Source organism: Ramlibacter tataouinensis TTB310 (genome assembly GCF_000215705.1).
In the GTDB taxonomy this organism is placed as follows: Bacteria; Pseudomonadota; Gammaproteobacteria; order Burkholderiales; family Burkholderiaceae_C; genus Ramlibacter; species Ramlibacter tataouinensis.
Window position 1 is genome coordinate 3,957,915 of record NC_015677.1, and the last position, 17,676, is coordinate 3,975,590.

The following is a 17,676-nucleotide window of genomic DNA, read 5'->3' on the forward strand; positions in this document are numbered from 1 at the left end:
CGTCCTGGGCAGCATGCCCCACATCCAACGTAGGCCGAACGACGTACAGGACAATGAAGCTGGACTTTTGAAGGGAGCTGCCATGAAACCATTGTTCCTCACGCTGGCGGGCGCGCTGGCCGCCACGCTGGCGGCTTCGGCCGCCGGCCAGACGCCTGCTGCCGCAGGCAGCGCCCCTGCCGCCGCGGCCAGCTGCCCGGCCACGCTGAACCACACCTTTCCCCGGCTGCAGGACGAGAAGCCCCAGTCGCTGTGCCAGTACACCGGCAAGGTGCTGCTGGTGGTGAACACCGCCAGCTACTGCGGCTTCACCCCCCAGTACCAGGGCCTGGAAGCGCTGTACGGCAAGTACAGGGATCGCGGCCTGGTGGTACTGGGCTTTCCCTCCAACGACTTCGCGCAGGAGAAGGGAAGCAATAAGGAGATCGCCGACTTTTGCGAGAACACTTTCGGCGTGAAGTTTCCGATGTTCGCTGCCTCCAGCGTGCGCGGCAAGGACGCCAACCCGCTGTTCCGCCAGCTGGCCCAGCAGGCCGGCCGCCAGCCGCTTTGGAACTTCCACAAGTACCTGGTGGGCCGCGACGGCAAGGTGATCGCCAACTACACCAGCATGACCGCACCGAACGATCGCTCGCTGGTCGCGGAAATCGAAAAAAGCCTGTCAGCACGCTGACTTGCGTCATCTAAACTCTTCAGTAATAATGGAAACTGATAAGTTCAAATCTGTTCCCGGCATGTTCACAAATCTTTACTACGTCGCCCGCGCCGGCTGGGGAACCCCGGCGCGCCGGGCGGGGTCCATCGGCGCACGAGGAAGGGCTCGACGGGGACACGGTTCTTGTCGCGAAGCCTGCCGGGAGCAGTTGACCCGGTTGCAATCCTGGAGCGACTCTTCTCCTCCTCCCTCCCTCCCTCCTTCGTTCCAGGGCGCTTCGCGGCATTTTTCTCAACTGCCCTCCGGCACACGGGGCCTTCGGTGAAGGTCGCCGTCGTCGGATCCGGCATCTCCGGCCTGGCCGTCTGCCACCAGCTGCGCGGCCGCGCCGACCTCACGCTGTTCGAAGCGGGAGCCTGGTTCGGCGGCCACGCCCACACCGTGGACGTGACACTGCCCGACGCGCAGGGCCGCGCGGTCACGCACGGCGTCGACACCGGATTCCTGGTCTTCAACGAGCGCACCTACCCGCAGCTGATCGCGCTGTTCGAGCAGCTGGGCATCGCGACCGCGCCGTCCGACATGTCGTTCTCGGTCCAGGTGCCGCAGGCTTTCGGCGAGCGCGGCCTGGAGTGGAGCGGCAGCGACCTGAACACGGTGTTCGCCCAGCGCGCCAACCTGTTGCGTCCGCGCTTCTGGCGCATGCTGCGCGACCTGCTGCGCTTCAACCAGCTCGCCACCCGCATCGCCGAGGCTGACCACGAGGCCGAATTGCTGCAGCCCCTGGGCGATTTCCTCGATGCGCACGGCTTCTCGCGCGAGTTCCGGCATTGGTATTTCCTGCCGATGCTGGGCTGCATCTGGAGCTGCCCCACCGACCAGATGCTGCGCTTTCCGGTCGCCACCATGATCCGCTTCTGCCACAACCACGGCCTGATCCAGGTGGCCAACCGGCCGCGCTGGTGGACAGTGGCGGGCGGCGCACGCCGGTACGTGGACAAGATCGTGGCGAACGTGGCCGACGCGCGCCTGAACACCCCGGTGCGCGCCCTGCGGCGCGCGGCCGACGGCGTGCAGCTGCGCACCGATGCCGGCTGGGAGCAATTCGACCAGGTGGTGCTGGCCACCCACAGCGACCAGGCGCTGGCGCTGCTGGCCGACGCCGATGCGGCCGAGCGCGAGGTGCTGTCGGCCATCCGCTACCAGCCCAATCGCGCGGTGCTGCATACCGACGTGTCGGTGCTGCCGCAGCGGCGCATGGCCTGGTCGGCCTGGAACTATGAACGCGGCCCGGGCGCCGACCAGGAAGCCCGCGTCTGCCTGCATTACCTGCTCAACATGCTGCAGCCGCTGCCCTGGGAGCAGCCGATGCTGGTCTCGCTCAACCCGGTGCGCGAGATCGCCGCGCACCGGGTGGTCGGGGAATGGGACTATGCGCACCCGGTGTTCGACGTGGCCGCCATCCGCGCCCAGTCGCAGGTTCCGCAGCTGCAGGGGCGCCGCCGCACCTGGTTCGCCGGCGCCTGGATGGGTTATGGCTTCCACGAGGATGGCCTGAAGGCCGGCCTGGGCGTGGCGCGGCAGCTGATGGTCGAGATAGCACGCGCCCGCATGGGCATGAGCGATCCCGCGCCGCTGGAGCCTGCCCTGTGACGGGCGCGCTGATCGGCTTCGGCCAGGTGCGCCACGCCCGGCTGCGCCCGGCGCGCCATGCCTTCGCCTACCCCACCTGCTTCCTCATGCTGCCGCTGCGGACGCTGCACCGCGAGCGCAGCCCTGCTCCCCTGGCCCACAACCGGCCCGGTGCCCTGAGCTTCTTCGACCGCGACCACGGCGACGGCCGCGACAACGCCGTCGAGTGGCTGGACGAGCTGCTGCGCTCGGAAGGCATCGCCGACGCCACCGGCGAGGCCTGGCTGCACTGCTATCCGCGCGTGCTGGGCTACACCTTCAAGCCGGTGAGCTTCTGGTACTGCCACCGGGAGGACGGGCAGTTGCGCGCCATCGTGGTCGAGGTGAACAACACCTTCGGCGAGCGCCACTGCTACCTGCTGGACGCGCCACGCCTGGGCGCCGAGCTGCGGGCCGCCAAGGTGTTCCACGTTTCGCCGTTCTGCCGCGTCGAAGGCGCCTACCGCTTCCGCTTCATGGTGACGCCGGGGCGCGAGCGCACCGTGGTGCGCATCGACTACGACGACGCGCAGGGCCCACTGCTGCAAACCAGCGTCAGCGGCGCGCTGGAGCCGGTCACCGCGGCCTCGCTGCGACGCGCCCTGTGGCGTCACCCGGTCCTGACGCTGGGCGTGATCGCGCGCATCCACTGGCAGGCGCTGCGCCTGGCGGCCAGGCGGGTCGGCTTCTTCCGCAAGCCGGCCACGCCGCAGGCTTTCGTCACCCGATAAACAGAGATCCCCGACGGACGATGAACACGACCACGGTCAACCACTTCGCCATCCCCCCGGGCGCGCCGGCGGCGGCACGCACCGCGCTGGGGCTGCTGCAGCGCCTGGCGCACGGCACCCTCACCGTGCAGCTGCCCGACGGCAGCCTGCGGCGCTTCGGCAACGGCAACGCCCCCTTCGCCGCGCTGACGCTGCGCAACTGGAACGTCTGCACCGCCGCGCTCAAGTCGGGCGACATCGGCTTTGCCGAGAGCTACATCGCCGGCGACTGGACCACGCCCAGCCTGACCGAGCTGCTGAAGGTGTTCATCCGCAACCGCCGCGAGGTGGAGGACGTGATCTACGGCAGCTGGGCCGGCCGGCTGCTCTACCGCCTGCGCCACCTGCTCAATCGCAACACCCGGGCCAACAGCCAGAAGAACATCCATGCCCACTACGACCTGGGCAACGCCTTCTACGGCCTGTGGCTGGACGGCACGATGAACTACTCCTCGGCCTGGTTCGACGGCGACCTGGCCCAGCCCATGGCGCAGGCGCAGCATGCCAAGGTGCGGCGTGCGCTGCGCCTGGCCGGTGTCCGGCCAGGCGACCGCGTGCTGGAGATCGGCTGCGGCTGGGGCGCGCTGGCGCAGATGGCGGTGGACGAGTTCGACGCCCGCGTCACCGGCGTCACGCTGTCCACCGAGCAGCTGGCTTTCGCGCAGCGGCGGCTGGCGCACCTGCGGCCCGGGGCGGCCGACCTGCGCCTGCAGGACTACCGCGACATCAATGACGGCCCCTACGACGCCATCTGCTCCATCGAGATGGTGGAAGCGGTGGGGCGCGAGTACTGGCCTTCGTACTTCGGCGCGGTGCAGCGTCTGCTCAAGCCGGGCGGCCGGGCATGCATCCAGAGCATCGTGATCGACGACGCGCTGTGGGAGCGCTACATCCGCTCCACCGATTTCATCCAGCAGTACATCTTCCCCGGAGGCTGCCTGCCCTGCCCGCGCGAATTCCGGCGCGCGGCGCAGGACGCGGGATTGCAGGTGGTGGACGAGCTGTCCTTCGGCACCGACTACGCCGAGACGCTGCGGCGCTGGCGCGAGAAGTTCCTGGCCGAGCGGGCACAGGTGCTGCGACTGGGTTTCGACGAAAGGTTCATCCGCATATGGGAGTTCTATCTCGCGTACTGCGAGGCCGCGTTCGCCCAGGCGAACATCGACGTGGTGCAGTACACGCTGCAGAAGGCGTAGCCGCGGCGCGGCTGTGCGCCTGGGCCCTCGCCGCAGGCTGCATGCAGATGCCCGCAGAAGCCCAGCAGCCCCCGGTGCTTGCCGCGGCGGTGCTGGCGCAAGCGCCTGCCGGGCTGCAGGCCGTGGGCCGGGGCCGGCTCACGTTCTGGGGCTTGCAGGTCTACGACGCCGTGCTGTGGGCGGCGCCGGGCTTTCGCGCGGAATCCTTCGAGCAGCACGCCCTGGTGCTGGAGCTGGGCTACCTGCGCGAGCTGGAGGCTGCCGACATCGCGCGCGTGTCGCTGGAGCAGATGCAGCGCCACGAGACCATCGAGCCGGCGCAGGCGCAACGCTGGCAGGCGCAGCTGGCGGCGCTGCTGCCCGACGTGCGCCGCGGCGACCGGCTGGCCGGGCTGCACCGCCCAGGCCAGGGCGCCGCCTTCTTCCACAACGGCCGGGCGATCGGCGAGATCGCCGATGCCCGCTTCGCGCGCCTGTTCTTCGCCATCTGGCTGGGTGAAGCCACCTCGGAGCCGGCGCTGCGCCAGGCCCTGCTGGGCCAGGGCAAGCCATGAGCGCAATGGCCTCGGGCGACACGGCGGCGGCGACCGGCGACCGCGAGGGCGCACCCGTGCCCTTCGGCGCGCGTGACGGGCTGCATTACGGACTGCTGGGCCTGCCGCTGGCCTTCGTCGCGCTGCCGCTGTACGTGCTGGTGCCCAACCACTACGCACGCGAGTTCGGCGTGCCGCTGACGATGCTGGGCGCCGTGCTGCTGGGCGCACGCCTGTTGGATGCCTTCATCGACCCGTTGATCGGCCGCGCCGTGGACCGCTGGTTCGCCCGCTCGCTGCAGTCGGTGCTGCGGGCCGGCGCGGCCGCCGCCGTGGTGCTGGCGGCGGGCTTCGCGCTGCTGTTCTTCCCGCCGGTGCGCGACGTGCAGGCCGCGCTGGCCTGGGCGGCGGTGCTGCTGGTGCTGACCTATGCGGCCTACTCCACGCTCAGCGTGGCGCACCAGTCCTGGGGCGCGATGCTGGGCGGCGACGAGGCCCGGCGCAGCCGCATCGTCGCCTGGCGCGAAGGCCTGGGCCTGGCCGGCGTGCTGCTGGCCTCGCTCGCGCCGACCCTGCTGGGCCTGCCGGCGACGGCGGCGCTGTTCGCCGTGCTGCTGGCCGCGGGCTGCTGGGCCTGGTCGCGCAGCCAGGCGCCCGCGGCGCGGCCGCTCAACGCGCCCGCGCATGCCCTCTGGCTGCCCCTGAGGCGCCCGGCGTTCCGTCGCCTGCTCGCCGTCTTCATGCTCAACGGCATCGCCAGCGCCGTGCCGGCCACGCTGGTGCTGTTCTTCGTGCAGGACCGGCTGCAGGCGCCGCGCAGCCTGGAGCCGGCGTTCCTGGGCACGTACTTCCTGTGCGCCGCCCTGTCCATCCCGGCCTGGCTGGCCCTGGTGCGCCGCATCGGCCTGGCGCGCAGCTGGCTGGCCGGCATGGCCCTGGCGCTGGCCGCCTTCATCTGGACGCTGCAGCTGGGCGCTGGCGACAGCCTGGCCTTCCTGCTCGTGTGCGCGGCCTCGGGCATCGCCCTGGGCAGCGACCTGGCCTTGCCCAGCGCGCTGCTGGCCGGCGTGATCCACGACGCCGGCGACCGCGGCCGGCACGAAGGCGCTTACTTCGGCTGGTGGAACTTCGCCACCAAGCTCAACCTGGCACTGGCCGCCGGGCTGGCCCTGCCGCTGCTCGAACTGGCCGGCTATGCGCCGGGCGCGCGCGAGCCGGCCGCCCTCACGGCGCTGGCCGTCGCCTACTGCCTGCTGCCCTGCGCCCTCAAGCTGCTGGCGGCAGCCGGCCTGTACCTCACCCTCATCCGACCGGAAGGCCCGCCATGAACCGACGTCTCCTGCTTGCCGCCGCGCTCGCTTCCGGCGTGCTCGCCGGCGGCTGCGCCAGCCCCGACATCGCCGACCACCAGTCGGAAAAGCCGGTGCTGGACCTGCGCCAGTACTTCAACGGCACGGTGGATGCCTGGGGGGTGTTCACCGACCGCTCGGGCCGTGTGGTCAAGCGCTTCACGGTGGTGATGGACTGCCGCTGGAACGGCGACGAAGGCGTGCTGGACGAGGCCTTCACCTACTCGGACGGCAGCACCCAGCGCCGGGTGTGGCGGCTCACGCGCGGCGCCGACGGCCGCTACACCGGCCGCGCCGACGACGTGGTCGGCCTGGCCGAGGGCCAGGCGCGCGGCAACGCCTTCCGCTGGCGCTACACCCTGGCGCTGCCGGTGGACGGGCGCGTCTGGAACGTCGCCTTCGACGACTGGATGTACCTGATGAACGAGCGCGTGATGCTGAACAAGGCAAGCATGAGCAAGTTCGGCGTCACCCTGGGTGAAGTGACCCTGGCGTTCACGAAGCGATGATCACCAAGATCGGCCTCAGCCCGGACGCCGCGGGCCCGCCTTATCAACCCAAGCACCGCAGCACCGGTGGCTTTGCGCCGCTGAACCCGCCGCAGGTGGACTGGCGCGGACGCAGCGCCTGGATCGTGGGCGCCTCCAGCGGCATCGGGCGCGCGCTGGCCGCCGCGCTGTATGCGCAGGGCGCGCGCGTGTTCGTCTCGGCGCGCAACCTAGCCGCGCTGGAGGATTTCGCGCGGGAGCACCCGGGCGCGGTGCCGCTGCCGCTGGACGTGACCGACGCGGCGGCGCTGCAGGCCGCCGCCGAGGTGATCTGCCAGCAGGGCCGCCTGGACTGGGTGGTGTACTGCGCCGGCCATTACCGGGCGCTGCGCGCGACCGCCTTCAGCCTGGAGGAGATGCTGCGGCACGACCGCGTCAACTACGGTGGCGCGCTGCACCTGCTGGACGCCGTGCTGCCGCGGCTGCTGGCCCAGCGCAGCGGCCATATCAGCCTGGTCAGCAGCGTGGCGGGCTTCCGCGGCCTGCCCAAGAGCCTGGCCTACGGGCCCACCAAGGCGGCGCTGATCAACCTGGCCGAAACGCTCTACCTGGACCTGCGCGACAAGGGCCTGGGCGTGAGCCTGATCAACCCGGGATTCGTGGAGACCCCGCTGACGGCGGGCAACGACTTCGAGATGCCGGCGCTGATGAAGCCCGAGCAGGCGGCGCAGGCCATCCTGCGCGGCTGGGCGCGCGGACAGTTCGAGATTCACTTCCCGCGCCGCTTCACGCTGTGGATGAAGACGCTGGAGCTGCTGCCGTTCCGCCTGTACCAGGCGGCGGTCCGGCGCTTCACCGGGCTGTAGCCGCTAGGGCCTGCCATCGAATGTTTTGCGGGCGCGAGCGAGCCCAGAACCGCGCCAGGCAAGGCGCCTGACGGACGGCCGGGCTGGGCCGCCCGGCCTAGGAGGGCAACGCTGCATGGCGCGGTTCTGGGCCCGCTCCCTTCGGGTTGCGGCCACAAAGACCGCGCGCCGCGTTGCGCGGCCTTGCCGGGCACCTAGCCCGGCTGCGTCCACGCGCCTTGCGCGCGGCCTTTGTGGCCGCAACGCGTCCCGCAAAACATTCGATGACAGGCCCTAGGCCGGCAGGGTGTCGACGAAGCTGGACCGCTGCATCAGCTTCTCGTGCAGCTTGGCCAGGTTGGGGTAAGGCTCGCGCCAGTCGATGTCCGGGAAGCGGAAGTCCAGGTAGCCCAGCACGCAGCCCACGGCGATGTCGGCCAGGCTGAGGTGGATGCCGGCGCAGAACGGCTTGTCGCCCAGCCCCTGGCTCATCGCCTTGAGGCTGGCCTGCGCCTTGCCGATCTGGCGGTCGATCCAGGCCCGGCTGCGCTGCTCGGGGGCGCGCCCGGCCCAGTGGTTTTCCAGGCGGGCCAGGATGAGCGCGTCCAGCACGCCGTCGGCCAGCGCTTCCCAGGTCTTGACCTCGGCGCGCTCGCGGCCCACCGCCGGGATCAGCTTGCCCACCGGCGAGAGCGTGTCCAGGTATTCGACGATGACGCGCGAGTCGAACAGCGCCTCGCCGCCTTCCATCACCAGGCAGGGCACCTTGCCCAGGGGATTGGATTCGCTGATGCTGGTGGTCGCCGCCCACACGTCCTCCAGGATGAACTGGTAGTCCAGCTTCTTCTCGGCCATGACGATGCGCACCTTGCGCACGTAGGGGCTGGTGGTGGCTCCGATCAGTTTCATGGCAGGGGCTCTGGGGCTGGGTTCGAGTTGGCGCGGCCGCCATTCTAGAAGGAAGTGCCTCGCCGCCGCGCCGCGCCGGACGGCGCGGACAGGGCAAGGGCCCGGGGGGTGGCCCCTACAATCCGCCGCATGACGCTCTCCACCATCGCCGCGCTGTCACCGCTGGACGGCCGTTACGCCGCACGGCTGGCGCCGCTGCGCCCGCTCATGAGCGAGCAGGGCTACATGCACAGGCGCGTGCAGGTGGAGGTCTGCTGGTTCGTCGCCCTGTCCGACGCGGGCTTCGCCGAGTTCAAGCCGCTGTCCCCCGGCGCGCGCACCTACCTGCTCGGGCTGGTGAAGAATTTCTCGGAGGCCGACGCGCTGGCGATCAAGGAGATCGAGAAGACCACCAACCACGACGTCAAGGCGGTGGAGTACTGGATCAGGGCCAAGTTCGAGGCGCGGCCCGAGCTCCTGCGGGCCGCCGAATTCGTGCACTTCGCCTGCACCAGCGAGGACATCAACAACACCAGCCACGCGCTTCAGCTCAAGGGCGCGCGCGACCAGGTGATCCTGCCGGCGCTGGACGCGCTGATCGCCAAGCTGCGCGAGATGGCGCACGCGCATGCCGCCGTGCCCATGCTCAGCCGCACGCATGGCCAGACCGCCAGCCCCACCACCGTGGGCAAGGAGATCGCCAACGTGGTGGTGCGCCTGGCGGCCGCGCGCGAGCGCATCGCCGCCATCCGACTGATGGGCAAGATGAACGGCGCCGTGGGCAACTACAACGCGCACCTGGCGGCTTGGCCGGATTTCGACTGGGAGGCCTTCAGCCGCAAGGTGGTGGAGACGCCCGAGCCCCTGGGGCTGGGCCTGACCTTCCAGCCGTACAGCATCCAGATCGAGCCGCACGACTACATGGCCGAGCTGTTCGATGCCGTGGCGCGGACCAACACCATCCTGGTGGACTGGTGCCGCGACATCTGGGGCTACATCAGCCTGGGGTATTTCAAGCAGAAGCTGCGCGAGGGCGAGATCGGCTCGTCCACCATGCCGCACAAGGTCAACCCCATCGATTTCGAGAATGCCGAAGGCAACCTCGGACTGGCCAACGCGGTGCTCAAGCACCTGTCGGAGAAGCTGCCGGTGTCGCGGTGGCAGCGCGACCTGACCGATTCCACCGTGCTGCGCAACATGGGCGTGGCTCTGGGCTACGCGGCCCTGGCTTACCACTCCCTGGGCATCGGCCTGTCCAAGCTGGAGCTCAGCCAGGAGGCGCTGGCCGCCGACCTGGACGCATCCTGGGAGGTGTTGGCCGAGGCGATCCAGACCGTGATGCGCCGCTACGGCGTGCAGGGCGCGTACGAGAAGCTCAAGGAAGTCACGCGCGGCAAGAGCGTGCTGGCCGAAGATTTGCACCGCTTGATTCGCTCATTGGAAATTCCGGCAGCAGAGAAGGAACGACTGCTCAAGATGACCCCGGCAAGCTACATTGGCGCAGCGACGGACCTTGCCCAGCGATGTTAAGTCAGCTGCTCCAGGGTCGGGTGTCTCGCGGGGAGCCGCCGCTTTGGCTAGAGGGCCAAGGCGGCAGCCTTCGCACCGCCGTCCTGCGGCGAACCGTTGTGCTCGCACTGCTGATAGCGATCGGGTTCGCTGTCTACGGCCTCTACCTGAACAATCCCCTCATCTTCGATGACGTAAATCTGTTCCATAGCGAATGGCTGGCGCGGGCAGCGATCGCACCTTGGGAATTGGGGTCACGTGGGCTACCCTATTTCACTTTGGGGTGGGTTGAAACTCAGTTCGGCAGCTTGCCCGCGCACCGGCTGGTTGGCTTGGCCATACACATCCTGGTGGCCTTTCAGCTGTACCGCCTGTTGGAAGAACTGCTGCAGGCCGACAGGGGGCTCTCGCCCGGCACAGCACTGGCAGGTACCGGGGACGGCATCGTTGCAGCGCTCGTTGCGCTGGCATTTGTCGCCCATCCTGTCGCTGTTTATGGCGCGGCATACCTGGTGCAGCGCACCACCGTTCTTGCAGCGCTGTTCACTCTCCTTTGCCTGCGATGCCTGCTTCAGGGTATTCGCGGCGAGCAATCGACCGCATCAGCTGCGATTCGGGCTGCTGGGTGGGCCTCCCTGGCGATTCTTTCGAAAGAGCATGCCATCGTCATGCCGTTTGCTGCGCTTGCTTTGCTCGTGTTCGTCAACGGCAAGCCGATGTCTTTCCTCAAGTTGATGGGCAGCTTCCTAGCACTCTGTCTGCCTGCCATGATGCTTGCAATGAGGCGCAGCTCTCATGCGTTTGGCCGTGCACACGAACCGGGGCTGCAAGAGCTGGGGAAGGAGGTATGGGGGTTACCCAGCCTGGCAGGCCCCTACCAGACGTGGCTGTTTTCGGCATCCACACAAGCGGAGCTTTACCTTCGGTACGCAGGGCAATGGCTTTTCCCAGATACGCGGCAAATGTCGATCGATCTGCGGGTGGATTTTCTGCGCGATTGGAATCACAGCAGCGCTTGGCTAGCCCTGTCTTTGTTTGCCGCTGTACCGGTAACAGCCTTGGTGCTGGCAATGTGGACCCGGCGCTGCAAGCTGCTCGCTTTTTCGCTGAGTTTTACCGCAGGTTTGTTTGTTGTGGAGCTGGCAACTGTGCGGCTGCAGGAACCATTCGTCCTGTACCGCAGCTACTTGTGGGCTGTCGGCTATGCCGCGCTGGCTGCGGCGGGGTTGCGGCACCTGAATCGCAAGGCATTGTTGCTCGCTTTTGCCGCGATCATTCCAGTGCTTTCAATCCAATCCGCAGACCGTTTGGAATCCATGCGCAGTCGCCTCGCCCTTTGGGAGGATGCTGCTGAGAAGCTTCCCAAACTGGAAATCGCCGGTGCAGCGCGCATTTTCTTCAATCGAGGGCGAGCGCGGTTCTTTGCGGGGGACGTGATCGGGGCAAAAAGCGACATTGATCAAGCCATTCGCTTGAACCCAACCCATGGGCCCTATCGCATCTCACGCGCCGTCACACTGCTGCGAATGGGCCAGCCAACAGATGCGCTCGACGAACTTGACATAGCTCGTCAGTCTATTCCCCAAAGTGCAGACTTGTACTACACGCGCTTTCTGGCTTTGACGGCGCTCGAGCGGACTACGGAAGCTGAAGCCTCCCTTGAGCTTGCCGCGCTTCATGGGAGCTTTTCCGCCAAGCAACGCATCGCCGCACGTCGCTCCAGTGACGGCATCGCGACAGTCGAGATGCAGTAATTCCCATGGCGCTGAAGTCCACCATCTTCAAGGCCCAGCTGCAGCTGGCCGACATCGACCACGGCTACTACGCCGACCATGCGCTGACGCTGGCGCGGCACCCCAGCGAGACCGACGAGCGCATGATGGTGCGGCTGGCGGCGCTGGCGCTGAACGCGCATGCGCTGCAAACCCAGTGCAACGGGGATGGCACGCTGGCCTTCGGCGCGGGCCTGTCCGATCCCGACGAACCCGACGTGTGGCTGCGCGACTTCACCGGCCGCACCCGGCTGTGGATCGAGGTCGGCCAGCCGGAGGACAAGCCGGTGGCCAAGGCCTGCGGCAAGGCCGACCGGGTGTGCGTCTACGCCTTCAGCTACGCGGCCGAGGTCTGGTGGCGTGGCGTCGAGGGCCGGCTCTCGCGCCTGGCCAACCTGGAGGTCTGGCGCCTGCCGCCCGAGGCCAGCCAGGCGTTGGCGCAACTGGCGGCACGCACCATGCAGCTGCAGGCGACGCTGCAGGAAGGCGTGCTGACGCTGGGCGACGGGGAGCGCAGCCTCGACGTGGAACCGCTGCGCTGGAAGTGAGCGCTCAACCCGTGGCGGGCGTTTGGGTCCCGGCGGCGCCGGCCTTGCCCGCGCCCTCCGCCGCGCGCTCGCGGTAGCGGTTGAAGCGCCAGGCATCGCCGTGCAGGGTGATGCGCCGCCAGGTCTGGCGCTTCTCGGCCGGGCTCATCGCCGGCCAGTGCTGGACCTCGTCCTCGGTGCGCCCGCAGCCCTTGCACACCGGGTCGCCCTGGCTGGTGGAGCAGATCGCGATGCACGGCGTGTCGGGCGTGCTGTCGTACCAGGCCTTCCAGGCCTCGTAGGCCTTGGGCGGGAAGCCCCGCTCGGCGGCCTCGTCCTCATGGTAGAAGATCATCAGGGCATAGACCTCGGCCAGGGCGCGCAGCTCGGGCGCGAGCGTCACCCCGTCGGGCGAGGGCTTTTTCTCGCGCCAGAAGTTGATCGCGGCCTCGATGTCGGTGATGTGGATGGCGGCCATGGTTGCGCGGCGGGAGGCGGATGATAGCGCCTGGCCGCCGGCGGCTGCCGGTGCTACGCTCGCGGCATGAAGCTCATCGCCAAGTGGTTGCTCAGCGCGACGGCGCTGCTGTTCCTGACCTATGTGTATGCCGGCGTCGAGGTGCGCAGCTTCGGCGCCGCGCTGCTGGCGGCCTTCGTCATCGGCCTGTTCAACGGCGTGGTGCGGCCGGTGCTGGTGGTGCTGACCCTGCCGGTGACCGTGGTGACGCTGGGGCTGTTCCTGTTCATCATCAACGCCCTGATGTTCTGGGCCGCCGCCGGCGTGCTGGAGAACTTCCACGTGCGCGGCTTCGGCGCCGCGCTGCTCGGGTCGCTGATCTATTCGGCGATCGGCCTCGTCATCGACTCAGCGCTCGAGCGCCTGTTCCCGAAGCAGTGACTCCACCTGCCGCGCGCGGGTGTCGACGATGGAGGCCTCGATGTGGTCGCCCGCCGCGCCGCCGCGGCGGGCCAGTTCCTGCGCCGCCTTGAAGCGGTCCATCGCGGCCGAGTAGTCCAGCCAGGCCACCTGGGCCTCGGCCTCCGCCCGCACCGCACGCAGCGCCTGGCCCTGGGCGCCGTAGGCGGTGGACAGCAGCTGCCAGGCGGTCGCGTCGCGCGGATGCAGCGCCACCCAGGTCTGCAGGCGCTGCGCCGCCTCGGCCGGGCCGCCAGAGCGGATCCTGGCCTGGGCCGAGAGCAGCAGCTCGGGCCGACCGCCGGCGCCCGGGTCCACCGCAACCGCCGCCTTTTGCGCATCCCCGGCCAGCAGCGCCAGTTCGCCGGCCAGCAGGCGCGCCAGGCGATTGGCCTTGGCGTTGTCGGCCAGCAGCGGCGTCAGCCGCTGGAGCAGCCGATCGGCCTGCGGCGCGTCGCGCAACCGGGCAGCCGCCAGCGTCGCGGCGTACAGCACACCGGCCTGGCGCACGCGAGGTGCGTCGGCGGGCAGGCCGCCGGCTTCCCTGAGCAGGCCGCGCTGCGCGTCCACGCCGGCGTTGGTCAGCACGCGCGCCCGCGCGGCCATCAGCGCGTGCTCGAGGTCGGCGGCGCGTTCCGCGGGCGCCCGCCCCGCCAGCTGCTGGCGCGACTGCATGTCGGCCATGCGCTCGGTGGTCATGGGGTGGGTGCGCAGGTAGGGGAAGGCGCCGTTGTCGTTCAGGCGGGAGGCCTGCTGCAGCTTGTCGAACATGGTGACGAAGCCCTGCGGCTCGAAGCCGGCCTGCGTCATGATCGAGTAGCCGATGCGGTCGGCCTCGCGCTCCATGTCGCGCGAGAAGTTCAGCTGGTTCTGCACCGCCAGCGCCTGGCTGCCCGCCACCACGGCGTTGCCGGCGTCGGCGCTCTTGCTGGCGGCCAGGGCGCCCAGGATCATGGCGCCGATGACCCAGGGGGCCTGGCGCTTTTCCTGCGTGACCAGCCGTGCGATGTGGCGTTGGGTCACGTGGCTCAGCTCGTGCGCCAGGACGGAGGCCAGCTCGTCGCGCGAGGTGGTGGCGCTGACCAGGCCCAGGTGCAGCCCCAGCCAGCCGCCAGGCAACGCGAAGGCGTTGATGCTGCGGTCCTTGCCCAGCAGCACCTGCCAGGCGAAGCGCTCGTCCAGCTCCGACGTCAACTCGCCCCGCGCCCGTGCGGCCGCCAGCAGCGGCTGCCACAGGTTCTGCACGTACTCGGCCAGGACCGCATCGTCGATGTAGTCCGGATCGCGGTACAGCTCGCGGGCAATGCGCTCGCCGAGCTTGCGCTCGGCGCCGACGGACATGTCGGTGGAGTCCCCGAGGGTGGGGAGCTGGGCGGAGGCGAGCCTCGGCCCGACCGCCAGGGCGGCCGCGAGCAGCAGGAGCGAGGTCCGGCGGAACACCGGCGCAAACGTCATGAGTTCAGAACGAGTCGATGGGCAGGTAGGCCAACACTTCCGCGGTACGAGCGTCGACCAGAACGGTCCAGAAGCTCTTGCGACCGACCATCGGCAGGTAGGACACGCCAGCAGCCGGACGGTTCATTCTGCCCAGCACTTTATCTATCTCGGCAGCATGAGCAGGAAAACGCCCGAGCAAGTCTGTAACAGGTTTGGAGGCCGCCAGCACCCGGGGTTGGGCTTGTTCGTAGGGCTCCCACAAGTCAGGCCGGGCACCGAGATCGACGCCCTGGAGCGCCGCCATGGTGGCTTCCATCTTCTCTTCCTCGCTGGCGAAGGGCCGCACGGCCATCAGCTTCGGACCTGTCCATGAAAAGGACACCACCTTGTCCGGTGAGGAGGGCAGCAGTTCCGCGGGGACATCGATAGCGTGCACGACGCGGTAGCGGTCGATCTCGAAAACCAGGTGGACCGGCCGGGCGATCGCCACGATCCACAGACCATAAGCAAGCGCGGCCAGCTGCAGCAAGCCGACCACCGTCAGATCGCGCCGCAGCTCGGCGCGTGGCTTGGCCTGATTGAAAATGGCAAAAGTGATCAGGGGGCCCAGGATCACGTCCACCGTCACCAGCAGCAAGAACAGCTCCCGTCCGCCGGAGATCTCCCGGTAAGGATAGGGGTACCAGAGGCCAAAGACGAACATGGCCGCAAGTGCGGCCACCGCGGCGCTGATTGCCAGGTGAATCGCCATCGCGCGCGCGCGTGCGCGCCACTTGAAGGCAGGCTTATGATGACCAGAAATGACAAATGCTTCTTCCATGAGCAACCTCACTCACTTTGATTCACAAGGCCAGGCCCACATGGTGGACGTGGCCGACAAACCCGCCACGCACCGCGTTGCGGTGGCGACCGGGCGGATCGAGATGCTAGCCTCAACGCTGGCGATCATCGAATCGGGCGCGGCGAAGAAGGGGGACGTGCTTGGCATCGCGCGGATTGCCGGGATCCAGGCAGCGAAGAAGACGAGTGACCTGATTCCCTTGTGCCATCCGCTGGCGTTGACCCGGGTGGCGCTGGAGTTTGAAACGCAGTCCCAGCAAGATGAGCGACCGGCTGCTGTCGCCTGCACTGCGAGGGTGGAGACGCTAGGGCCCACGGGCGTGGAAATGGAAGCACTGAACGCGGTCCAGGTGGCACTGCTCACCATCTACGACATGTGCAAGGCCGTGGACCGTGGGATGACGATACAAGCCGTAAGACTGCTTGAAAAACAGGGCGGCAAGTCCGGGCATTTCCTGCGCAAAGAACCCTAGCGCAGGGGACTGCGCGGGCCTGGCGACTGATCATCGGGTCCATCCTGCCGCACCTGCACCATCCCGGGCAGGCGGACAGATGCAAGCTGGGGTTGACGTTGTTGCGCCCGTGCCCACTCCTTCTGGGCATCGTGGCAACTTTTGCGGGACTGCATCTGACAAAGCCGCTGAAGCACGAGCGCAGCCTGTTCCGAAAAGCCCTTGGTCGCCAACGCGATTGCATAGCTGTACATCGTCGAGGGATAGGGATAGCGCTCCGCCACACGTCGAAGCAGTTCCAGTTCATCCGAGTTCACGTTTTCCGGTTCGGCAGCGGCGGCGCTGACCAAGGCGTTCAGCTGTGTCAGGAGCAAGGTATCTGGCGCCGGTTCTCGCCGCAGGTCTCCAATCTGCGCCTCCCTGTATCGAAGCATTCGCCAATGCTCCTCGTAGGGCAGGTAATCGCGCAACATGAGCAGGCCAGCAACCAGAACGAAGCCTGCGCCTGCAAGCAGGGTAGGCTTGGCGAAGCGGCTTTCCAGCGTCTCCAACTCGGGGTTTTTGGTCGCGTGCACCGCTGTCAAGGTACCCATCCACAAACCGACCGGAAGCAGGAAGTAGAGGTAGTGCAGAGGGTACTCGACCATGGCGTGGCTGAAGACCACGCCCACGGCAGCAAGCGTGACGGCCCCTTGAGGGGTGGAACATACCCGCAGCTGATACCGCGTCCATAGCCCCAGCCCCAGCAACACCAGCAGTGCCACGGGAACACCTGCTGCGACTGCCAGGTCGAGGAACACGTTATGGGCGCTCTCGTAGAACTCCAGCATTGGCGGATGGTCGAGTGCTACGGCGGTCTGCGCCACGCCGGCTTGGTTGAAGCCGTATCCGAGCCAAGGTTGGCGGTTAACGGCATCCAGCATCGCTGTCCAGTATGTTTGGCGCAGGCTGGGTTGGCCGAGCCGGTCAAGGGCTGCGTAGGGTGAGGCCAGAAGAAGCCTGTCGTTCAGCCAGGACCAACTGGCCGAAAAGGCAACGAACACGACCAACAGGGCGGCGAGCGCGGCCGGGGTCAATCGGATCTGGCAGCGCCGCCGCATGAACCAGAAAGCCGGAAGGAACCAGGCCAGCATGAGAAGGACCGATCGCGAACCGGTGAGCACCAGACCCACTACCAGCAAGGATGCCGCTGCGAGCGCAGCCGCTGTGTGAAGGCGGGCCGACTCCCAGAGGAACCAAAGGCCCATGCAGCCCAGCAACAGTAAGGTCGACAATTGATTGGGTTGCGCGAGATTGCCGTAAGGTCGCCCCCGCGGCGGCATATCTGCGACGAATGCGCCCAGACGTTGCAGGTCCAGCCACTGGTGCGCTGCGGCGGCTACGGACAGAAGACCTGCCAGAACAAGCCCCCCCCACAGCGGAACCAGTCGATCGAGTCCTGCGGGACCTGCGGCGCCATGCGGGGCAACAACTTGGTGGCCTGCGATAACGGCCAGGCTGAACGCAGCCAGGTAAAAGGCGCTCACCCAGGCATCGCCGGCGAAATGAAGCATGCCAGCCATCCATTGGATCAGCGGAATGCAAGCGAGCATGAGCCCGCCGAGAGCCAAGCGAGGCAAATGGCCGCTCCACACAGCGCCCGCGAGGAGCGGACCGAATGCTGCGACGGCCAGGAACTCCTGGTGCGAAGAGCGCCACGGCGAATAGTGATTCGGCAGCAGAAGGGCGACGCACAGAACGACGCCGAGCCAGCCCAGTGCACGCGTCACATAAGCATTGCTCATTTCGTGGAGAAAGAAAAAAAGGCGCGTACCACGCGCCTTCTTGT

General features: G+C 68.0%; 18 protein-coding genes. 13 read left to right on the forward strand and 5 right to left on the reverse strand.

Annotated elements, in window-relative coordinates; translation table 11 throughout:
* The first annotated feature begins 82 nt into the window (after positions 1 to 82).
* The 8 genes from RTA_RS19010 to RTA_RS19045 all read left to right on the forward strand — a co-directional run bounded on the left by RTA_RS19010 (position 83) and on the right by RTA_RS19045 (position 7,528).
* The gene (locus RTA_RS19010; RefSeq protein ID WP_013903059.1) at positions 83 to 673 is read left to right on the forward strand and encodes a glutathione peroxidase; all 591 of its coding nucleotides are present in this window, start codon (positions 83 to 85) and stop codon (positions 671 to 673) included.
* 303 nt (positions 674 to 976) lie between these two features.
* Positions 977 to 2,308, forward strand: a complete 1,332-nt coding sequence (locus RTA_RS19015; protein WP_013903060.1) for an NAD(P)/FAD-dependent oxidoreductase — start codon at positions 977 to 979, stop codon at positions 2,306 to 2,308.
* Complete coding sequence (locus RTA_RS19020; protein ID WP_013903061.1) at positions 2,305 to 3,057, forward strand: DUF1365 domain-containing protein; 753 nt, start codon at positions 2,305 to 2,307, stop codon at positions 3,055 to 3,057. The genes RTA_RS19015 and RTA_RS19020 overlap by 4 nt, the downstream gene beginning before the upstream one ends.
* Positions 3,058 to 3,077: 20 nt before the next feature.
* Complete coding sequence (locus RTA_RS19025) at positions 3,078 to 4,292, forward strand: SAM-dependent methyltransferase (protein ID WP_013903062.1); 1,215 nt, start codon at positions 3,078 to 3,080, stop codon at positions 4,290 to 4,292.
* A gap of 41 nt (positions 4,293 to 4,333) precedes the next feature.
* Positions 4,334 to 4,846 (forward strand): chalcone isomerase family protein, encoded by a 513-nt coding sequence (locus RTA_RS19030; protein ID WP_143763011.1) that lies wholly within the window; start codon positions 4,334 to 4,336, stop codon positions 4,844 to 4,846.
* Positions 4,847 to 4,851: 5 nt separating this feature from the next.
* Positions 4,852 to 6,153, forward strand: coding sequence for an MFS transporter (locus tag RTA_RS19035; protein ID WP_143763105.1), 1,302 nt, complete (start codon positions 4,852 to 4,854; stop codon positions 6,151 to 6,153).
* Entirely contained in the window at positions 6,150 to 6,683 is a 534-nt protein-coding gene (locus tag RTA_RS19040) for a DUF3833 domain-containing protein (RefSeq protein ID WP_013903065.1), read from the forward strand. Before RTA_RS19035 ends, RTA_RS19040 begins: the two co-directional genes overlap by 4 nt.
* On the forward strand, positions 6,680 to 7,528 hold the full coding sequence (locus RTA_RS19045; protein WP_013903066.1) for an SDR family NAD(P)-dependent oxidoreductase: 849 nt from the start codon (positions 6,680 to 6,682) through the stop codon (positions 7,526 to 7,528). Before RTA_RS19040 ends, RTA_RS19045 begins: the two co-directional genes overlap by 4 nt.
* Before the next feature lie 273 nt (positions 7,529 to 7,801).
* On the opposite strand, the gene RTA_RS19050 is transcribed toward RTA_RS19045, so the two are convergent.
* Positions 7,802 to 8,416 carry a glutathione S-transferase family protein gene (locus RTA_RS19050; RefSeq protein WP_013903067.1) on the reverse strand — a complete coding sequence of 205 codons (615 nt, stop codon included), beginning with the start codon at positions 8,414 to 8,416 and terminating at the stop codon, positions 7,802 to 7,804.
* Between the two features lie 129 nt (positions 8,417 to 8,545).
* Here RTA_RS19050 and purB point away from each other — a divergent pair, with 129 nt between their 5' ends.
* The 3 genes from purB (at position 8,546) to RTA_RS19065 (ending at position 12,224) form a co-directional block, all read left to right on the forward strand.
* Complete coding sequence (gene purB / locus RTA_RS19055; protein ID WP_041675769.1) at positions 8,546 to 9,925, forward strand: adenylosuccinate lyase; 1,380 nt, start codon at positions 8,546 to 8,548, stop codon at positions 9,923 to 9,925.
* Between the two features lie 98 nt (positions 9,926 to 10,023).
* Positions 10,024 to 11,658, forward strand: a complete 1,635-nt coding sequence (locus RTA_RS19060) for a tetratricopeptide repeat protein (RefSeq protein ID WP_013903069.1) — start codon at positions 10,024 to 10,026, stop codon at positions 11,656 to 11,658.
* A 5-nt stretch (positions 11,659 to 11,663) separates the two neighbouring features.
* The gene (locus RTA_RS19065; protein WP_013903070.1) at positions 11,664 to 12,224 is read left to right on the forward strand and encodes a YaeQ family protein; all 561 of its coding nucleotides are present in this window, start codon (positions 11,664 to 11,666) and stop codon (positions 12,222 to 12,224) included.
* Positions 12,225 to 12,228: 4 nt separating this feature from the next.
* Here RTA_RS19065 and RTA_RS19070 read toward each other — a convergent pair whose 3' ends face one another.
* Positions 12,229 to 12,681: a DUF3717 domain-containing protein gene (locus RTA_RS19070; RefSeq protein ID WP_013903071.1), complete on the reverse strand. Its 453-nt coding sequence runs from the start codon at positions 12,679 to 12,681 to the stop codon at positions 12,229 to 12,231.
* Positions 12,682 to 12,747: 66 nt separating this feature from the next.
* Here RTA_RS19070 and RTA_RS19075 point away from each other — a divergent pair, with 66 nt between their 5' ends.
* Entirely contained in the window at positions 12,748 to 13,101 is a 354-nt protein-coding gene (locus RTA_RS19075; protein WP_013903072.1) for a phage holin family protein, read from the forward strand.
* Here RTA_RS19075 and RTA_RS19080 read toward each other — a convergent pair.
* Together RTA_RS19080 and tfpZ are read right to left on the reverse strand one after the other, a co-directional pair.
* Positions 13,069 to 14,574, reverse strand: coding sequence for a M48 family metalloprotease (locus tag RTA_RS19080; RefSeq protein ID WP_013903073.1), 1,506 nt, complete (start codon positions 14,572 to 14,574; stop codon positions 13,069 to 13,071). The two genes, RTA_RS19075 and RTA_RS19080, sit on opposite strands and share 33 nt — an antisense overlap.
* A gap of 4 nt (positions 14,575 to 14,578) precedes the next feature.
* The gene (gene tfpZ, locus RTA_RS19085) at positions 14,579 to 15,376 is read right to left on the reverse strand and encodes a TfpX/TfpZ family type IV pilin accessory protein (protein ID WP_013903074.1); all 798 of its coding nucleotides are present in this window, start codon (positions 15,374 to 15,376) and stop codon (positions 14,579 to 14,581) included.
* Between tfpZ and moaC the strand changes: the two genes are divergently transcribed.
* Positions 15,375 to 15,869: a cyclic pyranopterin monophosphate synthase MoaC gene (gene moaC / locus RTA_RS19090; RefSeq protein WP_041675771.1), complete on the forward strand. Its 495-nt coding sequence runs from the start codon at positions 15,375 to 15,377 to the stop codon at positions 15,867 to 15,869. The two genes, tfpZ and moaC, sit on opposite strands and share 2 nt — an antisense overlap.
* Here moaC and RTA_RS19095 read toward each other — a convergent pair.
* Positions 15,866 to 17,632: a PglL family O-oligosaccharyltransferase gene (locus RTA_RS19095; protein ID WP_081466324.1), complete on the reverse strand. Its 1,767-nt coding sequence runs from the start codon at positions 17,630 to 17,632 to the stop codon at positions 15,866 to 15,868. The two genes, moaC and RTA_RS19095, sit on opposite strands and share 4 nt — an antisense overlap.
* Positions 17,633 to 17,676: the final 44 nt, after the last annotated feature.

What these genes read in the sequence shown, in the direction of transcription:
- purB (WP_041675769.1), top strand. Translation starts at nt 8,546, where the DNA reads ATGACGCTCTCCACCATCGCCGCGCTGTCACCGCTGGACGGCCGTTAC.
- RTA_RS19080 (WP_013903073.1), bottom strand. Translation starts at nt 14,574, where the DNA reads ATGACGTTTGCGCCGGTGTTCCGCCGGACCTCGCTCCTGCTGCTCGCG.
- RTA_RS19095 (WP_081466324.1), bottom strand. Translation starts at nt 17,632, where the DNA reads ATGAGCAATGCTTATGTGACGCGTGCACTGGGCTGGCTCGGCGTCGTT.
- RTA_RS19065 (WP_013903070.1), top strand. Translation starts at nt 11,664, where the DNA reads ATGGCGCTGAAGTCCACCATCTTCAAGGCCCAGCTGCAGCTGGCCGAC.
- RTA_RS19040 (WP_013903065.1), top strand. Translation starts at nt 6,150, where the DNA reads ATGAACCGACGTCTCCTGCTTGCCGCCGCGCTCGCTTCCGGCGTGCTC.
- tfpZ (WP_013903074.1), bottom strand. Translation starts at nt 15,376, where the DNA reads ATGGAAGAAGCATTTGTCATTTCTGGTCATCATAAGCCTGCCTTCAAG.
- RTA_RS19075 (WP_013903072.1), top strand. Translation starts at nt 12,748, where the DNA reads ATGAAGCTCATCGCCAAGTGGTTGCTCAGCGCGACGGCGCTGCTGTTC.
- moaC (WP_041675771.1), top strand. Translation starts at nt 15,375, where the DNA reads ATGAGCAACCTCACTCACTTTGATTCACAAGGCCAGGCCCACATGGTG.
- RTA_RS19030 (WP_143763011.1), top strand. Translation starts at nt 4,334, where the DNA reads ATGCAGATGCCCGCAGAAGCCCAGCAGCCCCCGGTGCTTGCCGCGGCG.
- RTA_RS19045 (WP_013903066.1), top strand. Translation starts at nt 6,680, where the DNA reads ATGATCACCAAGATCGGCCTCAGCCCGGACGCCGCGGGCCCGCCTTAT.
- RTA_RS19025 (WP_013903062.1), top strand. Translation starts at nt 3,078, where the DNA reads ATGAACACGACCACGGTCAACCACTTCGCCATCCCCCCGGGCGCGCCG.
- RTA_RS19010 (WP_013903059.1), top strand. Translation starts at nt 83, where the DNA reads ATGAAACCATTGTTCCTCACGCTGGCGGGCGCGCTGGCCGCCACGCTG.
- RTA_RS19070 (WP_013903071.1), bottom strand. Translation starts at nt 12,681, where the DNA reads ATGGCCGCCATCCACATCACCGACATCGAGGCCGCGATCAACTTCTGG.
- RTA_RS19035 (WP_143763105.1), top strand. Translation starts at nt 4,852, where the DNA reads ATGGCCTCGGGCGACACGGCGGCGGCGACCGGCGACCGCGAGGGCGCA.
- RTA_RS19050 (WP_013903067.1), bottom strand. Translation starts at nt 8,416, where the DNA reads ATGAAACTGATCGGAGCCACCACCAGCCCCTACGTGCGCAAGGTGCGC.